Annotated in this window: 15 protein-coding genes; 12 read left to right on the forward strand and 3 right to left on the reverse strand. The window is 67.4% G+C overall.

The window, feature by feature from the left end; translation table 11 throughout:
• Positions 1 to 225 precede the first annotated feature (225 nt).
• From ACQP1G_RS11925 to ACQP1G_RS11935, 3 genes are all read left to right on the forward strand, one after another.
• Positions 226 to 1,893 carry a PucR family transcriptional regulator gene (locus ACQP1G_RS11925; protein ID WP_433202277.1) on the forward strand — a complete coding sequence of 556 codons (1,668 nt, stop codon included), beginning with the start codon at positions 226 to 228 and terminating at the stop codon, positions 1,891 to 1,893.
• Between the two features lie 244 nt (positions 1,894 to 2,137).
• Positions 2,138 to 2,815, forward strand: a complete 678-nt coding sequence (locus ACQP1G_RS11930; protein ID WP_433202280.1) for an NADPH-dependent F420 reductase — start codon at positions 2,138 to 2,140, stop codon at positions 2,813 to 2,815.
• 242 nt (positions 2,816 to 3,057) lie between these two features.
• Positions 3,058 to 3,999, forward strand: coding sequence for a hypothetical protein (locus tag ACQP1G_RS11935; protein ID WP_433202283.1), 942 nt, complete (start codon positions 3,058 to 3,060; stop codon positions 3,997 to 3,999).
• Between the two features lie 147 nt (positions 4,000 to 4,146).
• Here the strand turns inward: ACQP1G_RS11935 and yaaA are convergent, their stop codons facing one another.
• On the reverse strand, positions 4,147 to 4,890 hold the full coding sequence (yaaA, locus tag ACQP1G_RS11940) for a peroxide stress protein YaaA (protein WP_433208428.1): 744 nt from the start codon (positions 4,888 to 4,890) through the stop codon (positions 4,147 to 4,149).
• Between the two features lie 58 nt (positions 4,891 to 4,948).
• Here yaaA and ACQP1G_RS11945 point away from each other — a divergent pair, with 58 nt between their 5' ends.
• Both ACQP1G_RS11945 and ACQP1G_RS11950 read left to right on the forward strand, forming a co-directional pair.
• The gene (locus ACQP1G_RS11945; RefSeq protein WP_433202286.1) at positions 4,949 to 6,703 is read left to right on the forward strand and encodes a proline--tRNA ligase; all 1,755 of its coding nucleotides are present in this window, start codon (positions 4,949 to 4,951) and stop codon (positions 6,701 to 6,703) included.
• Between the two features lie 170 nt (positions 6,704 to 6,873).
• Positions 6,874 to 8,625 carry an acyl-CoA dehydrogenase family protein gene (locus tag ACQP1G_RS11950; RefSeq protein ID WP_433202289.1) on the forward strand — a complete coding sequence of 584 codons (1,752 nt, stop codon included), beginning with the start codon at positions 6,874 to 6,876 and terminating at the stop codon, positions 8,623 to 8,625.
• A 301-nt stretch (positions 8,626 to 8,926) separates the two neighbouring features.
• Here the strand turns inward: ACQP1G_RS11950 and ACQP1G_RS11955 are convergent, their stop codons facing one another.
• Together ACQP1G_RS11955 and ACQP1G_RS11960 are read right to left on the reverse strand one after the other, a co-directional pair.
• Positions 8,927 to 9,361: a ferritin-like domain-containing protein gene (locus ACQP1G_RS11955; protein ID WP_433202292.1), complete on the reverse strand. Its 435-nt coding sequence runs from the start codon at positions 9,359 to 9,361 to the stop codon at positions 8,927 to 8,929.
• 445 nt (positions 9,362 to 9,806) lie between these two features.
• Positions 9,807 to 10,433, reverse strand: a complete 627-nt coding sequence (locus tag ACQP1G_RS11960) for a hypothetical protein (RefSeq protein ID WP_433202295.1) — start codon at positions 10,431 to 10,433, stop codon at positions 9,807 to 9,809.
• A 239-nt stretch (positions 10,434 to 10,672) separates the two neighbouring features.
• On the opposite strand from ACQP1G_RS11960, the gene rimP reads away from it, so the two are divergent.
• The 7 genes from rimP (at position 10,673) to ACQP1G_RS11995 (ending at position 17,974) form a co-directional block, all read left to right on the forward strand.
• Positions 10,673 to 11,386, forward strand: coding sequence for a ribosome maturation factor RimP (gene rimP / locus ACQP1G_RS11965; RefSeq protein WP_433202297.1), 714 nt, complete (start codon positions 10,673 to 10,675; stop codon positions 11,384 to 11,386).
• Entirely contained in the window at positions 11,383 to 12,414 is a 1,032-nt protein-coding gene (gene nusA / locus ACQP1G_RS11970) for a transcription termination factor NusA (protein WP_420773168.1), read from the forward strand. Before rimP ends, nusA begins: the two co-directional genes overlap by 4 nt.
• A gap of 122 nt (positions 12,415 to 12,536) precedes the next feature.
• Positions 12,537 to 12,869 carry a YlxR family protein gene (locus tag ACQP1G_RS11975; protein WP_433202300.1) on the forward strand — a complete coding sequence of 111 codons (333 nt, stop codon included), beginning with the start codon at positions 12,537 to 12,539 and terminating at the stop codon, positions 12,867 to 12,869.
• A gap of 108 nt (positions 12,870 to 12,977) precedes the next feature.
• A complete protein-coding gene (gene infB, locus ACQP1G_RS11980; RefSeq protein WP_433202303.1) occupies positions 12,978 to 16,004 on the forward strand; it encodes a translation initiation factor IF-2 in 3,027 nt (1,008 codons plus the stop codon).
• An 85-nt stretch (positions 16,005 to 16,089) separates the two neighbouring features.
• Positions 16,090 to 16,380, forward strand: coding sequence for a DUF503 domain-containing protein (locus tag ACQP1G_RS11985; protein ID WP_433202305.1), 291 nt, complete (start codon positions 16,090 to 16,092; stop codon positions 16,378 to 16,380).
• A 102-nt stretch (positions 16,381 to 16,482) separates the two neighbouring features.
• Entirely contained in the window at positions 16,483 to 16,926 is a 444-nt protein-coding gene (gene rbfA, locus ACQP1G_RS11990) for a 30S ribosome-binding factor RbfA (RefSeq protein ID WP_354957838.1), read from the forward strand.
• A 22-nt stretch (positions 16,927 to 16,948) separates the two neighbouring features.
• Positions 16,949 to 17,974 carry a DHH family phosphoesterase gene (locus ACQP1G_RS11995; RefSeq protein ID WP_433208430.1) on the forward strand — a complete coding sequence of 342 codons (1,026 nt, stop codon included), beginning with the start codon at positions 16,949 to 16,951 and terminating at the stop codon, positions 17,972 to 17,974.
• The last annotated feature ends 183 nt before the right edge of the window (positions 17,975 to 18,157 follow it).

Consider the following 18,157-nt stretch of genomic DNA (forward strand, 5'->3'; position numbering starts at 1 on the left):
ACTTCATCGGATCCCGGAGTTCGCCGGGGCGGGGGTGTCACCTGGTTGTGTCGGCCGGGCTGCCGGGTGTCGGGCTGGCGGTGACGCCTGATTCGGCAGTTGGGCGGTGCACTGGTGGTGACGATTTGTCGGGATGCTGTTGTGACCCCAACTCTGCACCATGGGCCGGACATATCACGCCGACGATCTGTATGCGATTTCGAATTTCGTATTACGATTTGTCGAGTGTTGCTCTCCGTTGCCGATGTGCTGGCCATGCCCGTGGTGCGCGCGGGGGAGCCGCAGGTCGTCGGCGGGGGATCGCTGGATCGGCCGGTGCGGTGGGTGCACGTCAGTGACCTGCCGGATGTCGCCGAACTGCTGGTCGGCGGGGAGTTGATGCTGACCACGGGGTTGGCGTTGACCGGTGGTGACGAATCGACGATCGCCTATCTGCGTTCGCTGGCCGCCGCGGGCGTGGCCGGGCTGGCCGTTGAGCTCGGCGAGGCCGTGCCGGAATTGCCGCGAGTGGTTTCGGAGATGGCCGATGTGCTCGAGCTGCCGGTGATCGCACTGCATCGTGTCACCCGATTCGTGGAGATCACCGAGGCGGTGCACCGGGTGATCGTGGCCGACCAATACGCCGAACTGGAATTCGCGCGCACCGTGCACGAGACGTTCACCGAGTTGAGTGTGCGCCGGGCCTCGCTGGCCGAGATCGTCAAGACCGCCGCAGGCATGCTCGATTCCTCGGTGGTGCTGGAGGATCTGGCGCACCGGGTACTGGCGCTCACCGCCCGACACATCACCACCTCGGCGATCCTGGAGAACTGGGAGACCACCTCGCGACTGCTGCCCGACGGATGGGATGTGGTTGCGGTGGGCCCGCATACCCAGCGGTGGGGTCGGCTGATCCTGCGGTCGAGCCGGGTCCCGACGCCGCGGGCCCGGATGGTGCTCGAGCGCGCGGCGCAGACCCTGACCCTGCATCGGATGATCGACAAGGACCGCTTCGGCCTGCATCGGCAGGCACAGACCGGACTCATCGACGATATGGTCAACGGCCGCGTGCTCGACGAGCGCGATGCGCAGGCCAGGGCGGCTGCGCTCGGTCTGCTGACCCGCCGGGTGAACTACGTTCCGCTCGGGATAGCCGTTGCCGCCCTTGCCGAAACCGATCAGGTCGCCAGGCAGCGTCGCAGTGCGGGCGTGCTGGACGCGGTGACCCACGGTCTCGGTCTGGCGAAGGCGACCGCATTGACCGCCGCCGAGCACGGCGATCGGGTCAGTATGGTGCTCGCGGTCGGGCGCAGCGCCGATCTCGACGAAACGCTCCGTACCGTCTGCACGGCGATCAGCGCCGAGGTGCGGCGGGTGGACGGGGTACATCGCGTGGTCATCGGCGTTGGTGCCGAAGCGGATTCGCTGCTGGATACCGCGCGTGAGTTGGCGCATGCGGCGCACGTCGGCGAGGTCGCGCTATCGCTGGAATCGTCGGTGTCCGATTCGCCGCGCTCCCGGGGCCCCGCGTCACGCTCGGCTACCGCCTCCGGGCCCGCCGCTCGTGCGCGGCCGTTCTATCGCAGCGGCGATATCCGGTTGCGCGGCTTGCTCTCGTTGATCCGCAACGAACCCGGTGTGCAGAGCTTCGCCGAAACGGAGCTGAGTGCGTTGCTGCGCTACGACATTCGGCATGCCGCCGATCTCACGCGCACGCTGCGGCAATTCCTCGACGTGGCGGGCAATAAGACCGAACTCGCGAAGCGACTCAATATCAGCCGACCAACCCTCTACGACCGACTCGCCCGCATCGAGCGGATCCTCGACGTCGACCTCGAGGACGGCGAATCCCGCACCTCGCTACACACCGCCCTGCTCATTCGCGACCTGTCCGCCGACTCCGACAGGCTCTAGTGCCGAACCGCAGCGGATTCGCCTGTGCTGCAGGCAAGTCCGCGGCTGGTCGCGTGGTAGCCATCAGCGACTTCGCTCACGCGGGAGCTGGTCGATCGTTGGATGGCCTCAGCCGGGAAGCGGCCCGGGCGCGTGATGAGACCGCGGCTCGCGCGAACCTCGCCATCGAATTGGCCGCCCGCACCGCGTCGCCGCGTGAGCATCCTCGGGAACATTCGTGGGCGCGGGTGGGTTGGCTCGGGGCATGACAACAGTCGGATTGATCGGTAGCGGCAATATCGGTAGCACTTTGGCTCGATTGGCCGTGGATGCCGGTCTCGACGTGGTGCTCAGCAACTCGCGCGGCCCCGAGACGCTGGCCGATCTGGTGGCCGAACTCGGCCCGCGCGCCCGGGCCGCCACTGCCGAGGAGGCCGCCGCGGCGGGCGATATCGTCGTGGTCACCGTGCCGCTGAAGAACTACCGTCAAGTACCGGTTGCCCCGCTCGCGGGCAAGGTCGTGATCGACACCAATAACTACTATCCCGACCGCGACGGCACCTTCGCCGAGATCGAGGCAGGTACCGCCACCAGCAGCGAACTGCTGCAGCAGCATCTGCCGACCTCGAAGGTCGTCAAGGCGTTCAACAACATCTACTACCCGCACCTCGCCGCCCTCGCCCGCCCCGCCGGTTCTCCCGACCGCACCACACTCCCGATCGCGGGCGATGACGCCGACGCGAAAACCGCTGCCGCCCAATTCCTCGACGCCATCGGCTACGACATCGTCGACGCGGGCTCGTTGAGCGAGGGCTGGCGCTCCCAACCCAACACCCCCGTCTACGGTGACCCCTACGCCGAAGCCCTCCCATTCTGGGAGCACGAGGCCGCGCCCGCCGACGCCGAAAAGGTCCGCGACGCGCTCGCAGCGGCCCAGCGCTGAGCGGCTGCTCAGGGTTGGCGGCCGCATAGTCATCGGGCTTCTCGCATTGGTTGCACGCAAGTTGTGTGAGGGAGGCAATGGGTGTGCGAGGACATCCCCTATGTGTCTCTTACCATCGGACGGGCTGAACCAGCGCGGCCGCACCGCCGGACTCGACACCGGTTTTGTCCACAGCCCCCGAGTTATCCACATTCCTAGGTTGGGGCTTACGGCTGCGCACGCCCGCTGTGGAACATCGAAACGTGGACTTACCGAAGACGATCTCCCGACAGGCCGCGCTGCGGGCGGGCTTCGCCGGTCGTGAACTGGGTGGACGAGCTTGGCAGCGAGTGTGTCGCGGACAGTACGTCAACGCGTGTGATGTCGGTGAATTGAATGCCGCGCAAAGGCATTTGATACTCACCCGGGCTGTCGCCGCAGGCGCAAGTTCCGCTGCGGTCGTCAGTCACGTCTCCGCGGCGATCGTGCACGGGTTGCCGGAGTGGTTCATCCCGCTGACTCGGGTGCATCTGACCCGCAACCGAAGAACCGGTGCGCGCATCGGTCCTCGAATCGTGGTGCATGCCGCGCTGACCGAACCCGACGAGGTCGTACCGATCGGCGAGCTGCGGGTAACGACGGTCGCCCGCACGATCATCGACCTCGCCAGAACCGTTCCGTTCGAACAAGCGGTGGTAGTCGGCGATGCCGCGTTGCGTCTCGGCCGGACTTCCCGTGCCGAACTAGCCGATCAGCTGATGCGCGCGACGGGTCGTCCCGGTTGCCCCGCCGCGCGGCGTGTCATCGAGTTCCTCGACGGTCGATCCGAGAGCCCCGGCGAATCGCGAAGCCGCGTCGTATTGCACACCGCAGGCTTCCCGGCACCGGAGTTGCAGCCCACCATCGTGGGCGCAGCGGGAGAATTCGTCGCCCGTGTCGACTTCCTGTTTCCGGCCCTGGGCGTCATCGGCGAGTTCGACGGGATGGTCGAGTATCGCGACGGAGCCCACCGATCAGCCGAGTCGGTCGTCATCGCCGACCAGATCCGCGAAGACGCCTTGCGCGCCCTCGGCTGGATGGTCGTCCGCTGGATCTGGTCGGACCTCGACAACCCGGAGCGCTGGCTTACCCGCCTCACCCGCGCCGCCGACATTGCCCACCACACCCACCGAGCCGGCACCTGGCTACCGACCGAACCGATCTGAGCGGCCGCACAACCCCTGCCGAGAGCCGGGCTGCCGACGGAGGGATTCGAGCTGACGCACATCCAGTGGGCACCTCGCACAGGCGCAACGTATGTGCGGAGCGCGCTGGATACGCGTCAGCCTTGGCGAGACGCGGCGGGCGGATGCTCAGGTGATGACGAGGAGTTCGGTGGGGGAGGCGATTTCGGTGCGAAGGCCGGATTTGGTCGCGATGCGGGCGACGGCGCGGATATCGGTGGGGTCGGCGCGGGTGAGAACGAGGGCACGGGCGAGCAGACCCTTGTGGTGTTTGTTGAAGTGGCTGACCACGGTTCGCGAGCCGTCGGGGTGTTCGGTGAGGACGTTGGCGGTGATCGCATCGGGGATGCGGCCGAGCTGCTGGTAGGTGCCCGATCGGAGGTCGATGACGAGTTCGCCCCTGGCTTCGGCGTGCAAGGCGTCGGGAAGGACATCGCGCCAGATGGCGGAAAGGGTCGGCAGGCCAGGGAGTTTGGATCCGCCGGAGAGCCGGTAGGCGGGGATGAGGTCGTCGGCGCGGACCGCGCCGAACAGTGCCGAGCCGATGCCGAGGCGCGCATAGGCCTTGGCGCGTTGCACCTTCGTGAAGGAGCGGGCATCGAGCGCGTCGTAGAGGACACCGGTGTAGCGCTCCAGCGCGGCCCGGGTCGCGGAGGTGCGCAACGTCGCATTGCGGGCGATCTCGGCATCTGCCCCCTTGCCGAGGCCGAGTACCGCACGCGCGGCGTCCGGGTCGGCGGCCAGTGTGACGACCTCGTCGATCAGACGGTCGCGCACCGCCGTGAGCTGCGGCATCGCCAGCGACTCCAGCTCTAGTGGCGCGGCGGTTCCACCGTCGGACTTGGTTTCGGAAGGAGGCAGCAGGACCAGCACGAGCGGATACGGTAATGCGTTGCAGGCATCGCTCGGCCAGCGACTACCCTGTCGTTCCGTGATCACCCGCCTCTCCCACCTGTTCCTGCGTACCCTGCGCGACGATCCCGCCGACGCCGAGGTGCCCAGTCACAAACTCCTCGTCCGCGCCGGATATGTGCGGCGCATCGCCCCTGGCGTGTACTCGTGGCTGCCGCTGGGCCTGCGGGTGCTGCGGCGGGTCGAGGATGTCGTGCGGGAGGAGATGAACGCCATCGGCGCGCAGGAGATCTCGTTGCCCGCGCTGCTGCCGCGCGATCCGTACGAGACCACCAATCGGTGGACCGAATACGGCGACGGCCTGTTCCGGCTGCAGGACCGCAAGGGCGCGGACTATCTGCTCGGCCCCACCCACGAGGAGCTTTTCGCGCTCACCGTGAAGGGTGAATACAGCTCGTACAAGGATCTTCCGGTCACGCTGTACCAGATCCAGACCAAATACCGCGATGAGGAGCGTCCCCGCGCGGGCATCCTGCGCGGGCGCGAATTCATCATGAAGGACTCCTATTCCTTCGATCTCGACGGAGACGGGCTCAAGGCCAGCTACAACGCGCACCGCGAGGCATACCAGCGCATCTTCAACCGGCTCGATGTCGAGTACGTCATCGTCGCGGCCACCTCGGGTGCGATGGGCGGCAGTGCCTCGGAGGAATTCCTCGCCGACAGTCCGGTCGGCGAGGACACCTACGTCGTGTGCCGGGAGTCCGGGTACGCGGCGAATGTGGAAGCGGTGGTCACCCCCGCTGCCGAGTCGCGGCCGATCGAGGGTCTGCCCGCGGCGGTCGTACACGACACTCCGAACACCCCGACCATCGCGACGCTGGTGGATTGGGCCAACGGTGCGGGCATCTCCGACCGGCCCATCACCGCCGCCGACACCCTGAAGAACATCATGGTGAAGCTGCGCCATCCGGACGGTAAGACGGAACTGCTCGGTATCGGCATTCCCGGTGACCGCGAGGTCGACGACAAGCGCCTCAGCGCGTCGGTCGAACCCGCCGAGGTGGAACTGCTCACCGAGGCCGATTTCGCCGCCAACCCGTTCCTGGTGAAGGGCTATATCGGCCCGAAGTCGCTGCAGGCCAACGGTGTTCGCTACCTGGTCGACCCGCGCATCGGCACCGGCACCAGCTGGATCACCGGTGCCGATGAGCCGGGCAAACATGTCGTCGGCTTGGTCGCCGGCCGCGACTTCACCCCCGACGGCACCATCGAGGCCGCCGAGGTGCGCGACGGTGATCCCTCGCCCGACGGTCGTGGCGTTCTGGTAGCCGCGCGTGGCATCGAGATCGGCCACATCTTCCAGCTCGGCAACAAGTACACCGACGCCTTCGAGGTGGATGTGCTCGGCGAGAACGGCAAGCCGGTGCGGCTCACCATGGGCTCCTACGGCGTCGGTGTCTCGCGCATGGTGGCGGTCATCGCCGAACAGCAGCACGATGACAAGGGCCTGCGCTGGCCGCGCGAGGTCGCGCCGTTCGATGTGCACGTGGTCATCGCCAACAAGGACGACTCCTCGCGCGAAGGCGGTGAACAGGTCGCGGCGCTGCTGGATGCGGCCGGACTCGAGGTCGTGCTCGACGACCGCAAGGCCTCCCCCGGCGTGAAGTTCAAGGATTCCGAGCTGATCGGTGTCCCGTTGATCGTGGTCGTCGGACGTGGCTGGGTCGAGGGCAAGGTCGAGATCCGCGATCGCTTCACCGGTGAGTCCATCGAGGTCCCCGCCGATTCGGTGGTCGAATCGGTGCTCGCGCAGGTGCGCGGCGAGCGGTAGCCCCGACAACCGGCAGCAGCCCGGTCGACTGTGGCAATGCTGATGACAGCAGCCGAGTCGACCGGGCTTCCCACGTTTGCCCTGACCTACGGTTCCGTAGGCACGATTCGTGGCCGGCGGTATTCGCGGACCCGCTCCAGGCTGCTGTTACTCGCTGGTAAGTTAGCGGCATGACGAGCACCGACGCGTTGTTGTTCAACCCCGCCACCTATGACCCGAAGCAGTTCGACGCCGAGACGCGACGGCTGCTCAAGGCGACCATCGAGTGGTTCGAATCGCGGGGTAAGCGGCAGTTGCTTGCCGATGATGCCGACGCGGTGTGGGTGTCGGAGTTCCTCGAGTTCGTCAAGAAGGAGAAGCTGTTCGCGACCTTCCTGACGCCGGCCGCCTACGCCGACGGCGATGAGAACCGGCGCTGGGACGCGGCGCGCAATGCGGCGCTGTCGGAGATCTTCGGGTTCTACGGGTTGGCGTACTGGTACGCCGAACAGGTCACCATCCTGGGCCTCGGCCCGATCTGGCAGAGCGATAACGAGGCCGCCAAGAAGCGTGCCGCCGCCGATCTCGCTGACGGTCAGGTGATGGCATTCGGTCTGTCCGAGCGTGACCACGGCGCCGATATCTATAACACCGACCTGATCCTGACGCCGACCGAACCGGGCAGCGCGGATGCCGAAGCCGGAATTCTGTTCCGCGCCAACGGCGTCAAGTACTACATCGGCAACGGTAATGTCGCGTCGATGGTGTCGGTGTTCTCCCGCCGAGCCGATATCGAGGGCGCGGACGGCTATATCTGGTTCGCCGCCGACAGCCGCCACGACAACTACGAACTCATCGACAATGTCATCCACGGCCAGTTGTATGTGAGCACCTTCGCACTGCACGACTACCCGGTGACCGCCGCCGATATCCTGTCCACCGGTCCCGAGGCCTTCTCCGCCGCGCTGAACACCGTGAACGTCGGCAAGTTCAACCTGTGCCACGGCAGTATCGGCATGGTCGAGCACTCGTTCCACGAGGCCATCACGCACTCGAACAACCGCATTCTCTACGGCCGAGCCGTCACCGAATTCCCGCATGTGCGAACGAATTTCGTGGATGCCTATGCGCGCATCGTCGCGATGAAGCTGTTCAGCGACCGCGCCGTCGACTACTTCCGCAGCGCCAGTCTCGAGGACCGCCGCTATCTGCTGTTCAACCCGATGACGAAGTCCAAGGTGACTTCCGAGGGTGAGACCGTCATGACACTGCTGCTGGATGTGCTGGCCGCCAAGGGATTCGAGAAGAACACCTACTTCGCCCAGGTCGCCCGTTATATCGGCACGCTGCCCCGGCTGGAGGGCACGGTCCACGTCAATGTCGGCCAGATCCTGAAGTTCATGCCGAACTACCTGTTCAACCCGAAGGACTACCCGGAGATCGGTACCCGTGTCGACGCGGCCGACGACGAGTTCTTCTTCCGGCAGGGCCCGGCTCGTGGTGCGGGCAAGGTGCAGTTCGCCGACTGGACCCCGGTCTACGACAAGCACACCGACGTCGCGAACGTCGCCCGCTTCTACGAGCAGGCGCAGTCCCTACGCACCCTGCTGACCGCAGCCGCGCCCGATGCCGACCAGCAGAAGGACCTGGACTTCATGCTGACCATCGGCCACCTGTTCTCCCTGGTGGTCTACGGTCAGCTGATCCTGGAGCAGGCCGCCATCACCGGCCTGGACCGCGACGTGCTCGACCAGATCTTCGACTTCCAGATCCGCGATTTCAATGGCCACGCCACCACCCTCTACGGCAAGCCCTCCGCCACCCCCGACCAACAAGCCTGGGCCGCCTCCGCCCTGCGCCCCCCGGTCGCCGACCACCCCCGCTTCAACCGCATCTGGACCCAGGTCGCCGCCTACGACGGCACCTACGAAATGCGCCCCTAACCGACAATTCCCCGCGTCCGGCATGGCTTGCCGTGCCGGGTTCGGGCTGTCGTGTCCGGTTTGATTTGCCGTGCCGGGTCGGGCTGCCGTGTCCAGTTCGGCCTGTCGCGTCCGCCTTGGCTCGCTGCGCCTGTTCGGCCTATCGCGCTCGGTTCGGCCCGCCGTACCCCGCCTTTGCCTCGCCGTACCCGGCTCGGGTCGCCGAGCACGGGTTCACTCGATGCGCATGGATTGGCTCGCCGCGCAGGAATTCGCGGACGAAACGGTGCGCGGCGCGCTGACAAGTGCGCGGCAGAGCGGGTCAGGCCTTGCCGGGGAAGGCGACGGTGGGCGGGTTGGCGCCGAGGATTGATTGCCAGGTGGCGAGGCGGAGGGCGCATTCGGTGAGGGCGTCTACGCCCATCCTGCGGATGGGTTCGGAGGCGCCGTTTTCGACGACCGAGCGCCAGGCGACGGCGGTGTCGGTTTCCACCGTGACAGCCAGGTTCGCGGCTGGGATCGGGTCGTTCACCGGGAACGGCGTGGTGTAGGCGGCGTCGGGTGGCGGCGCCACGACTCCGGCCGCCGTCAGCGCATCGATGGTGGTGTCGCGGCGGGCGCGATGGGCGGCGGTGTCCTGGGCGACCAACCGGGTTCGTTCGCCGGACGCGTAGGCCGCGATCACCCCATAGGCGTATACCGCCGCGTATTCGGCGCGCAAAGCGTCGAGCAGTGCGTGGCGTTCGGCTTCGGTCATGCGCTCATCTCTGCCTGGGTGAGGTGAGCCGTGCACAGAGAAGGCGGCGCAGCTCGGCGTGCGGGCTCGGTCGTGTTCGTGCTCGGCAGGCCTTGGTGATGTGCGGCAGTCATGCGCGCATCTGTGCCTGGGCGGGGGGAGCGGTGCATGGTGGTCGGCGCAGTTCGGCGTGCGGAGTTGGCCGTGTTCGTGCCCGGGTCGAGCGGGGCACGGTGTTGTGCGTCGGTCATGCGCGCATTGATGGCTCGGCGAGGTGAACCGTGCATGCTGGTCGGCGCAGCTCGGCGTGGGCGGTTGGTCGTGTTGGCACCCGCGCGGTCGAGCGGGGCTCGGTATCGTGCGTCATCCGTGCCCGGCTGCGGTGAACTCTGGGCGGATCGCAGCGTAGCTCGGTGGTCGAAGGTCGCGTTCCAGGTGTCGGACAAATGGTGGCGTTCGGCACGGCTCATGCGAGCAGGACTCCCGCTTGGGCTGCGCAGGCCGCACTGATGGAGGCCAATAGACCTGCGCGGTAACCGGATTGGGTGCGGGCGAGGTCGCCCGCGGACTGCTGCGACTTGGTGAGCCGCGTGCGCAGCTCGTCGATGCTCGGTGGCTGGGTGGGTGGTGCCGCGGTGCCGGACGCCCCGGCGGAGGCGCCCGAGGCGGGCGGGGTGAGTTCGCGGGTGCGGTGTGCCGGGGTGGTGCCGTCGCCGTAAACGCCGATGACGCGGTTGATTTCGGCGCGCAGTGCGTCGGCGTGTTCGGTGCGTTCGTTGGCGATCGCGGTCAGCGCGGCGTGTTGCTGCGGCGTCACCGCGATCGCCGCGGTCGCGGCCGCGGCGTCGGCCCGCGCCAGAACCTCTTGTGCGGCAAGTGGATCGGGCTCGTACACCTTCTTGTCCGTACATCCGGCCACCGCGCCGATGGCTAACGCACCCACCGTTGTGCCGCCTGCCAGCCGCAATGCGGTGCGGCGGTCGACGATGCGCGGGCGACCGGCGCCAGCGTTGCTGTGCTGGGATTGGTGCCGGTCGACGGGAATGCCGGAAGTGCACCCGGCGCTCGGCGGGGCGGGGAGGCGGATGGGCACGGCACCATCGTGCCAGATTCGCGAGGCACCGCCGACCAGGCGGCTACCGCGTGGTCGGCGCGACACCCGCGGCGCCATGTCGCAGCCGCGTGGCCAGGAAACTTGCTCGAGGCCTCTGGTCCATTACACTCTCGGGGCGCGTTACGCTAGATCTCCGGTAGAGAAATTTTTCCGCCAGCGACTGCACGCAGGTCGTTCGAAAGATCAGCCGTCTGACAACTGAACCAGGAGCCGCCCACATGCCCATGCCGACCGAGGAAAGGGTGAGCCAGCTTGTTGCTGGACTCGTCGAGCGCCGAGGATTCGACCTCGAGGGTGTCGAGATCTCGACGGGGGGCAAGCATGTGGATGCGCAGGCTCGTGTGAAGGTGATCGTGGACAGCGATGAGGCCTCCGATCTCGATTCCATTGCGAAACTGAGCACCGATCTGTCCGAGGTCCTCGATGAGGCGGGCGATTTCGGCGAAACCCCCTATCTGCTCGAGGTGACCAGCCCGGGCATCGATCGTCCGCTGACCGCCGACCGACACTGGCGCCGCGCCCAGGGGCGCAAGGTGCGGATCAAGCTACGTGCTGGCGCGCAATCGCCGGATCCCAAGTCATCGGACAAGTTCGAGGCCAGGGTCGGCGTGCTCGCCGACGATACGTTGGCGCTGGTGCTCGGCGGCAAGACCAAGCCGCACCGGGTGCGCATCCCGGTGGCCGATATCGCCGAGGCCGTCGTCCAAGTGGAGTTCAACCCGCCCGGTGTGCGGGAATTGGAACTCGCGGGCGGAGTCGCGCCCGGCCGTCCGCGGCCAGGCCGAGACGAAGCGGTGGATCCCACCGCCGATGTCCAGGGAACAACCGATACATCAGATGAACCAAGAGCATCAGCAGCCGCCAGCGACAGCTCGCGGATCGCTCGAAACAGCACAGCGTCCGATTCGCCGACCGAAGGGATCGTGGAATGAACATCGAAATCGAAGCCCTGCGCGCGATTGTCGCCGACAAAGGGATCTCGATCGAGACCGTGATCTCCGCGATCGAGTCGGCACTGCTTACGGCCTATCGCCACACCGAGGGCCATCAGCCCAACGCGCGCATCGATATCAATCAGAAGACCGGCGTGGTCAGGGTGATGGCCCGCGAACTCGACGCCGACGGCAACGTGATCTCCGAATGGGATGACACCCCAGAGGGTTTCGGCCGAATCGCGGCGACCACCGCGCGCCAAGTGGTGCTGCAGCGGCTGCGTGATGCCGAGAACGAGAAGTCCTTCGGCGAGTTCTCCACCCATGAGGGCGACATCGTCGGCGGTGTGGTGCAGCGCGATGCCCGCGCCAACGCCCGCGGCACCGTCGTAGTGCGCATCGGCAGCGAGCTGCACGGCACTGAGGGCCTGATCCCGCCCGCCGAGCAGGTGCCGGGTGAGAGCTATGAACACGGCGACCGGATCAAGTGCTACGTCGTCGGCGTATCTCGCGGTCCGCGCGGCCCGCAGATCACCCTCTCGCGCACTCACCCGAATCTGGTGCGCCGACTGTTCGCGCTCGAGGTGCCCGAGATCGCCGATGGCTCAGTGGAGATCGTCGCCGTCGCCCGGGAGGCCGGACATCGCTCCAAGATCGCGGTGCGCACCACCGTGCCCGGTGTCAACGCCAAGGGCGCGTGCATCGGCCCGATGGGACAGCGTGTGCGCAATGTGATGAGCGAACTGGCCGGGGAGAAGATCGACATCATCGATTACGCGGATGATCCGGCGACCTTCGTCGGCAATGCGCTCTCGCCCTCGAAGGTGGTCTCGGTCACCATCGTCGATCCGGAGGCGCGCGCCGCCCGGGTGGTCGTGCCCGACTTCCAGCTGTCGCTCGCTATCGGCAAGGAAGGGCAGAACGCCAGGTTGGCAGCTCGACTGACGGGCTGGCGGATCGATATCCGCAGCGATGCCGCACCCGATGCGGGCAGCGGCAGCGTGCGGACGGAGGCGCATCGGAGTTGACCGATTCCCGCCAATCGGGTCCGCCGGATGACAGGTTCGTAACTTCGACGGGGGCGGGGTTCGGTGTTCCGAGCGGGACAGCGGTACAGTGGTGTCAGGTTCAGCCCGAGCCTTCGGTTCCTTTGTTCGAACGCACCACCGAGCAAGTCCCGGCGCACCGACGTCGAGAAGCTCCGGTGCGGACGTGTATCGGATGCCGCAAGCACGAGTTGGCCGTCGATCTGTTGCGGATCGTGGCGCAGGACTGTGAGACCGGTGACGGTTCCGAGGTTGTTGCGATAGTTCCCGATCCGCGGCGCAGACTTCCCGGACGGGGTGCCTGGCTGCACCCCGTTTCGGTTTGTTTGCGCACCGCAGAACGACGCCGAGCATTCGGCAGAGCACTACGAGTGTCCGGACATCTGGATATCTCAGCCCTGGAGAAGTACCTCGAGAACAGGCACGAGCACTCATGAGCACACCGTGAAGCACCAACGATGAACGTCCATCGGAGATAACCCGAGGTCGTGCGGGCCCGCCTTCCCTAGGCGGAGGCACTGCTCGACCTCTCAGTGAGGAGAGCAGTGGCAGGCAAGGCCCGCGTGCACGAGTTGGCCAAAGAACTCGGTGTCACGAGCAAGGAACTACTCGCAAGGCTCAAGGAGCAGGGCGAGTTCGTGAAGTCGGCGTCCTCGACGGTGGAAGCACCCGTCGCACGTCGGCTGCGCGAGTCGGTGGCTGGCAAGTCCGCCCCGGCGAACGGCGCTGCGAAGTCCGGGGCGCGCCCCGGTTCCGCACCGTCGAGCACTCCGGCCGCGAAGCCCGCCGCAAGTGGCGGTCCGCGTCCGGGGCCACGTACCCCCGCGCCCGCACAGGCGGCGACCCCGGCGGCTCCGGTCGCCCGTGAGACGGCGGCTCCGGCTGCCCGTCCCTCCGATGGGGCCCGGCCCGGCCCGGCCGTACGTCCCGGTCCGGCGGCCAAGCCCGCCCCGCGGGACATCACCCCGGTACAGGAGACCCCGGCGGCTCCGGCCGCGAAGGCCGCTCCGGCGCCGAGCGCTCCGGCTCAAGGCGGACCCCGCCCGACGCCGGGTGGCGCACGTCCCGGTCAGCAGCAGCGGCCCGGCGCTCCGGCGCAGGGCGGTCCACGCCCCGGTGGTCCGGGTGCCGGTCCGAAGCCGGGTCCGAAGACCCCGCGCGTCGGCAACAATCCCTTCTCTTCCGCGCCCGATCGTGAGCGTCCCGCGCCGCGTCCGGCCCCCAGCCAGGGTGGACCCCGTCCGGGCCCCGGCCAGGGTCCGCGTCCGGGTCCGGCCCAGGGCGGTCCGCGTCCGGGTGGTACCCAGGGCGAGCGGCGTCCGTCTCCGGGCCAGGGTGGTCCGCGTCCGGGTGGTCCGCGGCCGAGTCCCGGCTCCATGCCGCCGCGCCCGAATCCGGGTGCCATGCCCGCGCGTTCGGCCCGTCCGGGTCCGGGCGGCGGCGCTGGTGCAGGCCGTCCGGGTCGTCCCGGCGGCGCTCCCGGTGGTGGCGGTCGTCCCGGTGGCGGCGGCGGTGGCGGTGGCTACCGCGGCGGCCAGGGTGGCGGCGGCACGGGTGCGCCCGGTGCCGGTGCCGGTGCTCCCGCGGCCGGTGGTTTCCGTGGTCGTCCCGGTGGCGGCGGTGGCCGTCCGGGTGGTCCCGGTGGCCGTGGCGGTGCGGCCGGTGCGTTCGGTCGTCCCGGTGGTGCCCCGCGTCGTGGCCGTAAGTCGAAGCGGGCCAAGCGCGCCGAGTACGAAAGCATGCAAGCGCCCGCCATCGGCGGCGTGCGGTTGCCGCGCGGCAACGGCGAGATCATCCGACTCGCTCGCGGCGCCTCGCTGTCGGACTTCGCGGAGAAGATCGATGCGAACCCGGCTGCCTTGGTGCAGGCCCTGTTCAACCTCGGTGAGATGGTCACCGCGACCCAGTCGGTGAACGACGAGACCCTCGAGCTGCTCGGCAGCGAGATGAACTACGTCGTCCACGTGGTCAGCCCCGAGGACGAGGACCGCGAGCTGCTGGAATCGTTCGACCTGACCTACGGTGAGGACGAGGGCGGCGAAGAGGATCTCGAGCAGCGTCCGCCGGTGGTGACCGTTATGGGTCACGTCGACCACGGTAAAACTCGACTGCTCGACACGATCCGTAAGGCCAACGTCCGCGAGGGCGAGGCCGGTGGCATCACCCAGCACATCGGCGCCTACCAGGTGCTCACCCACCTGGGCGATAACGACCGGCTCATCACCTTCATCGACACCCCGGGTCACGAGGCGTTCACCGCCATGCGTGCCCGTGGTGCGAAGGCCACCGATATCGCGATCCTGGTGGTCGCCGCCGACGACGGCGTCATGCCGCAGACGGTGGAGGCGATCAACCACGCGCAGGCGGCCGATGTGCCGATCGTGGTGGCGGTCAACAAGATCGACAAGGAAGGCGCGAACCCGGACAAGATCCGGCAGCAGCTGACCGAATACAACCTGGTTGCCGAGGAATACGGTGGCGACACCATGTTCGTCGACATCTCCGCCAAGCAGGGCACCAATATCGAGCAGCTGCTAGAGGCCGTCCTGCTGACCGCGGACGCGGCGCTGGACCTGCGGGCCAACCCGGATATGGACGCGCAGGGTGTTGCCATCGAGGCGCACCTCGACCGCGGCCGTGGCCCGGTGGCGACCGTGCTGATCCAGCGCGGCACGCTGCGGGTCGGCGATTCGATCGTCGCTGGCGATGCCTACGGTCGTGTCCGCCGCATGGTCGACGAGCACGGCGACGATGTCGCCGCGGCGCTGCCGTCGCGGCCCGTTCAGGTCATCGGCTTCACGTCGGTGCCCGGCGCCGGTGACAACCTGCTCGTCGTCGATGAGGACCGGATCGCTCGCCAGATCGCCGACCGGCGCAATGCGCGCAAGCGCAACGCACTGGCCGCACGCACCCGCAAGCGGATCAGCCTGGAAGATCTGGATGCCGCGCTGAAGGAGACTTCGGAGCTCAACCTGATCCTCAAGGGCGACAACTCCGGTACCGTCGAGGCCCTCGAGGAGGCGCTGCTCGGTATCGAGATCGACGACGAGGTGCGCCTGCGGGTCATCGACCGCGGTGTCGGTGGTGTCACCGAGACCAACGTCAACCTGGCGTCGGCGTCGAACGCGATCATCATCGGGTTCAATGTCCGGGCCGAGGGCAAGGCCACCGAGCTGGCCAACCGCGAAGGCGTGGACATCCGGTACTACTCGGTGATCTACCAGGCCATCGACGAGATCGAGAAGGCCCTCAAGGGCATGCTCAAGCCGATCTACGAAGAGGTCGAGCTGGGCCGGGCGGAGATCCGCGCGATCTTCCGTTCGTCGAAGGTTGGCAATATCGCTGGCTGCATGGTCACCTCGGGTTCGGTCAAGCGCAACGCCAAGGCGCGCTTGCTCCGCGACAACGTGGTGGTCGCCGAGACGGTCACGATCTCCACCTTGAAGCGCGAGAAGGACGACGTCACCGAGGTCCGCGAGGGCTTCGAATGCGGTATGACGTTGACCTACAACGACATCAAGGAAGGCGACGTGATCGAGGCCTACGAGCTGCGCGAGAAGCCGCGCGACTGATTGTGTGCCGGTGGTCCGGCACGGCATCGACGCCGGGCCGGGCCACCGAGACAGTCTTTCGTAGGCACCGATACAGGAGGCTTGGGTGTACCTGGGTGCACTGGAGTTCGACATCCTGCTGGGAGATGTGCACTCGCTGAAGCAGAAGCGCTCGGTGATCCGGCCCGTGCTGGCCGAATTGCAGCGCTTCGGCGTGAGTGCCGCTGAGGGTGGGGAACACGACCGCCACCGTCGCTCATTGCTGGGAGTTGCCATGGTCAGTTCCGGTATGGACCACCTGACCGAGGTGCTCGACAAATGTGAACGACACGTCGCGGCACGTCCGGAGTTAGAGTTGCTGGCAGTGCGCCGCAGGATCTTCGGACCCGAGGACTGACCCGCGGCGGGTGCGACGGGCACGGAGGCGGTAGCTTGCGTAACCACGAAGGCCCCGCTCCCGCCGCAAATTGAACACAGTAGTAGTGAGGAGGGTTCAGCCATGGTGGATCAAGCCAGGGCACGCCGACTCGCCAAGCGGATTTCCGCGATCGTGGCGACCGCGATCGAATACGAGGTGAAGGATCCGCGTCTGAATTTCGTGACCGTCACCGATGCGAAGGTCACCGGCGATCTGCGCGAGGCGACGGTGTACTACACGGTGATGGGCGAAACCCTTGACGTGGAACCGGATTACGCGGCCGCGGCCGCGGGTCTGGAGAAGGCGAAGGGGGTGCTGCGCTCCAAGGTGGGCGCTGGCACCGGCGTGAAATTCACCCCGACGCTGGCGTTCGTGCTCGATAAGGTGCCCGATGCCGCGCGGGATATGGAAGAGCTGTTGGCCAGGGCGCGGGCCGCCGATGACGCGGTCGCGAAGGTGGCGGCCACCGCCACCCACGCCGGTGCTGCCGACCCGTACAAGGTCGAACGCGAATCCGACGAGTGACGTGCGGTAGGCGATGACGACGATGCCCGCCGATCCGGGTACCAGGGGGGCCGATCTCGATGCGGCGGTCGAGCTCGGACCGGCCATCGCCGTGCTGAACGCGGCACGTTCGGTCACCATCCTGTGTCATGTACAGCCCGATGCCGACACCATCGGCAGCGGGCTGGCGTTGGCGTTGGCGCTGCATCGTCGCGGCATCCCGGTGTGGGTGTCGTTCGCCGAACCCGCCGAGTTGCCTGCGACGATGCGGACATTGCCGGGCGTGCGCCATCTGGTGCCGCCCGCCGACGTACCGGTCGAGGTGGATCTGCTCATCGCCGTGGATTGCGGTAGCGCCGGTCGGCTCGGTGCGCTCGCCGATCGATTGGCCGGAGCCCGAACGACTTTGGTGCTCGATCATCACCGCTCCAATACCCGGTTCGGGGCGATCAATGTGATCGATGCGGGTGCGGAGTCGACGACGAGTCTGATCGCCCGGGTGTTCGATGCCTGGCAGGTGCCGATCGATTCCGAAGTGGCACATTGTCTTTACGCCGGGCTGGTCACCGACACCGGGTCGTTCCGTTGGGTGCGTCCCGGCACCCATCACCTGGCCGAACGACTGCTGGCCACGGGTATCGACGGCGCCGAAATCACCCGGTCACTGATGGATACGCATCCGTTCGACTGGTTGCCGATGCTGTCACGTGTGCTCGGTACGGCGCGATTGGAACCGCAGGCGGGCGGCGGGACCGGGCTGGTGTATGCCTTTGTACGCCGTGAGGATGTCGATGGGGTGCGCTCGGAGGAAGTGGAGAGTGTGGTCGATATCGTCCGCACCACTTCCGAAGCCGGGGTTGCCGCGGTGTTCAAACAATCTCGCACCGTTCCGGATCGGTGGACCGTCTCCCTGCGTTCACGCGACACCGCGCCCGGTGCGCGGGATGGCGTCGATGTCGCCACGGTCGCAACGTCTTTGGGTGGTGGTGGGCATCGGTTCGCCGCCGGGTACACCACGACCGGCACGTCGGAGTCGGTAGTCGCGGCGCTGCTGGCCGAACTCGGGTGAGCGTCGCGGGCTGGCTGGTCGGGCGACGGCGCACGGACAGCGGCGGCCGGACGATCGGCCGCGGCCGGATGCTTGCTGCGCGGTGGTTGGTGGCATGCCCAGCACGGCGTACTTCTCCGGTTTCGTTGTCGTGCGCATGTGAGCTGGCGTGGATGCGAACCCCTGTGCCCCCGAGATCCAGCG

This window comes from Nocardia sp. CA-107356 (genome assembly GCF_050946365.1).
Lineage (GTDB): Bacteria > Actinomycetota > Actinomycetes > Mycobacteriales > Mycobacteriaceae > Nocardia.

Excerpts from the sequence above, each read along its gene's own strand:
- ACQP1G_RS11930 (WP_433202280.1), top strand. The coding sequence starts at position 2,138 with ATGACAACAGTCGGATTGATCGGTAGCGGCAATATCGGTAGCACTTTG.
- ACQP1G_RS11950 (WP_433202289.1), top strand. The coding sequence starts at position 6,874 with ATGACGAGCACCGACGCGTTGTTGTTCAACCCCGCCACCTATGACCCG.
- ACQP1G_RS11955 (WP_433202292.1), bottom strand. The coding sequence starts at position 9,361 with ATGACCGAAGCCGAACGCCACGCACTGCTCGACGCTTTGCGCGCCGAA.
- rimP (WP_433202297.1), top strand. The coding sequence starts at position 10,673 with ATGCCCATGCCGACCGAGGAAAGGGTGAGCCAGCTTGTTGCTGGACTC.
- nusA (WP_420773168.1), top strand. The coding sequence starts at position 11,383 with ATGAACATCGAAATCGAAGCCCTGCGCGCGATTGTCGCCGACAAAGGG.
- rbfA (WP_354957838.1), top strand. The coding sequence starts at position 16,483 with ATGGTGGATCAAGCCAGGGCACGCCGACTCGCCAAGCGGATTTCCGCG.
- ACQP1G_RS11995 (WP_433208430.1), top strand. The coding sequence starts at position 16,949 with ATGCCCGCCGATCCGGGTACCAGGGGGGCCGATCTCGATGCGGCGGTC.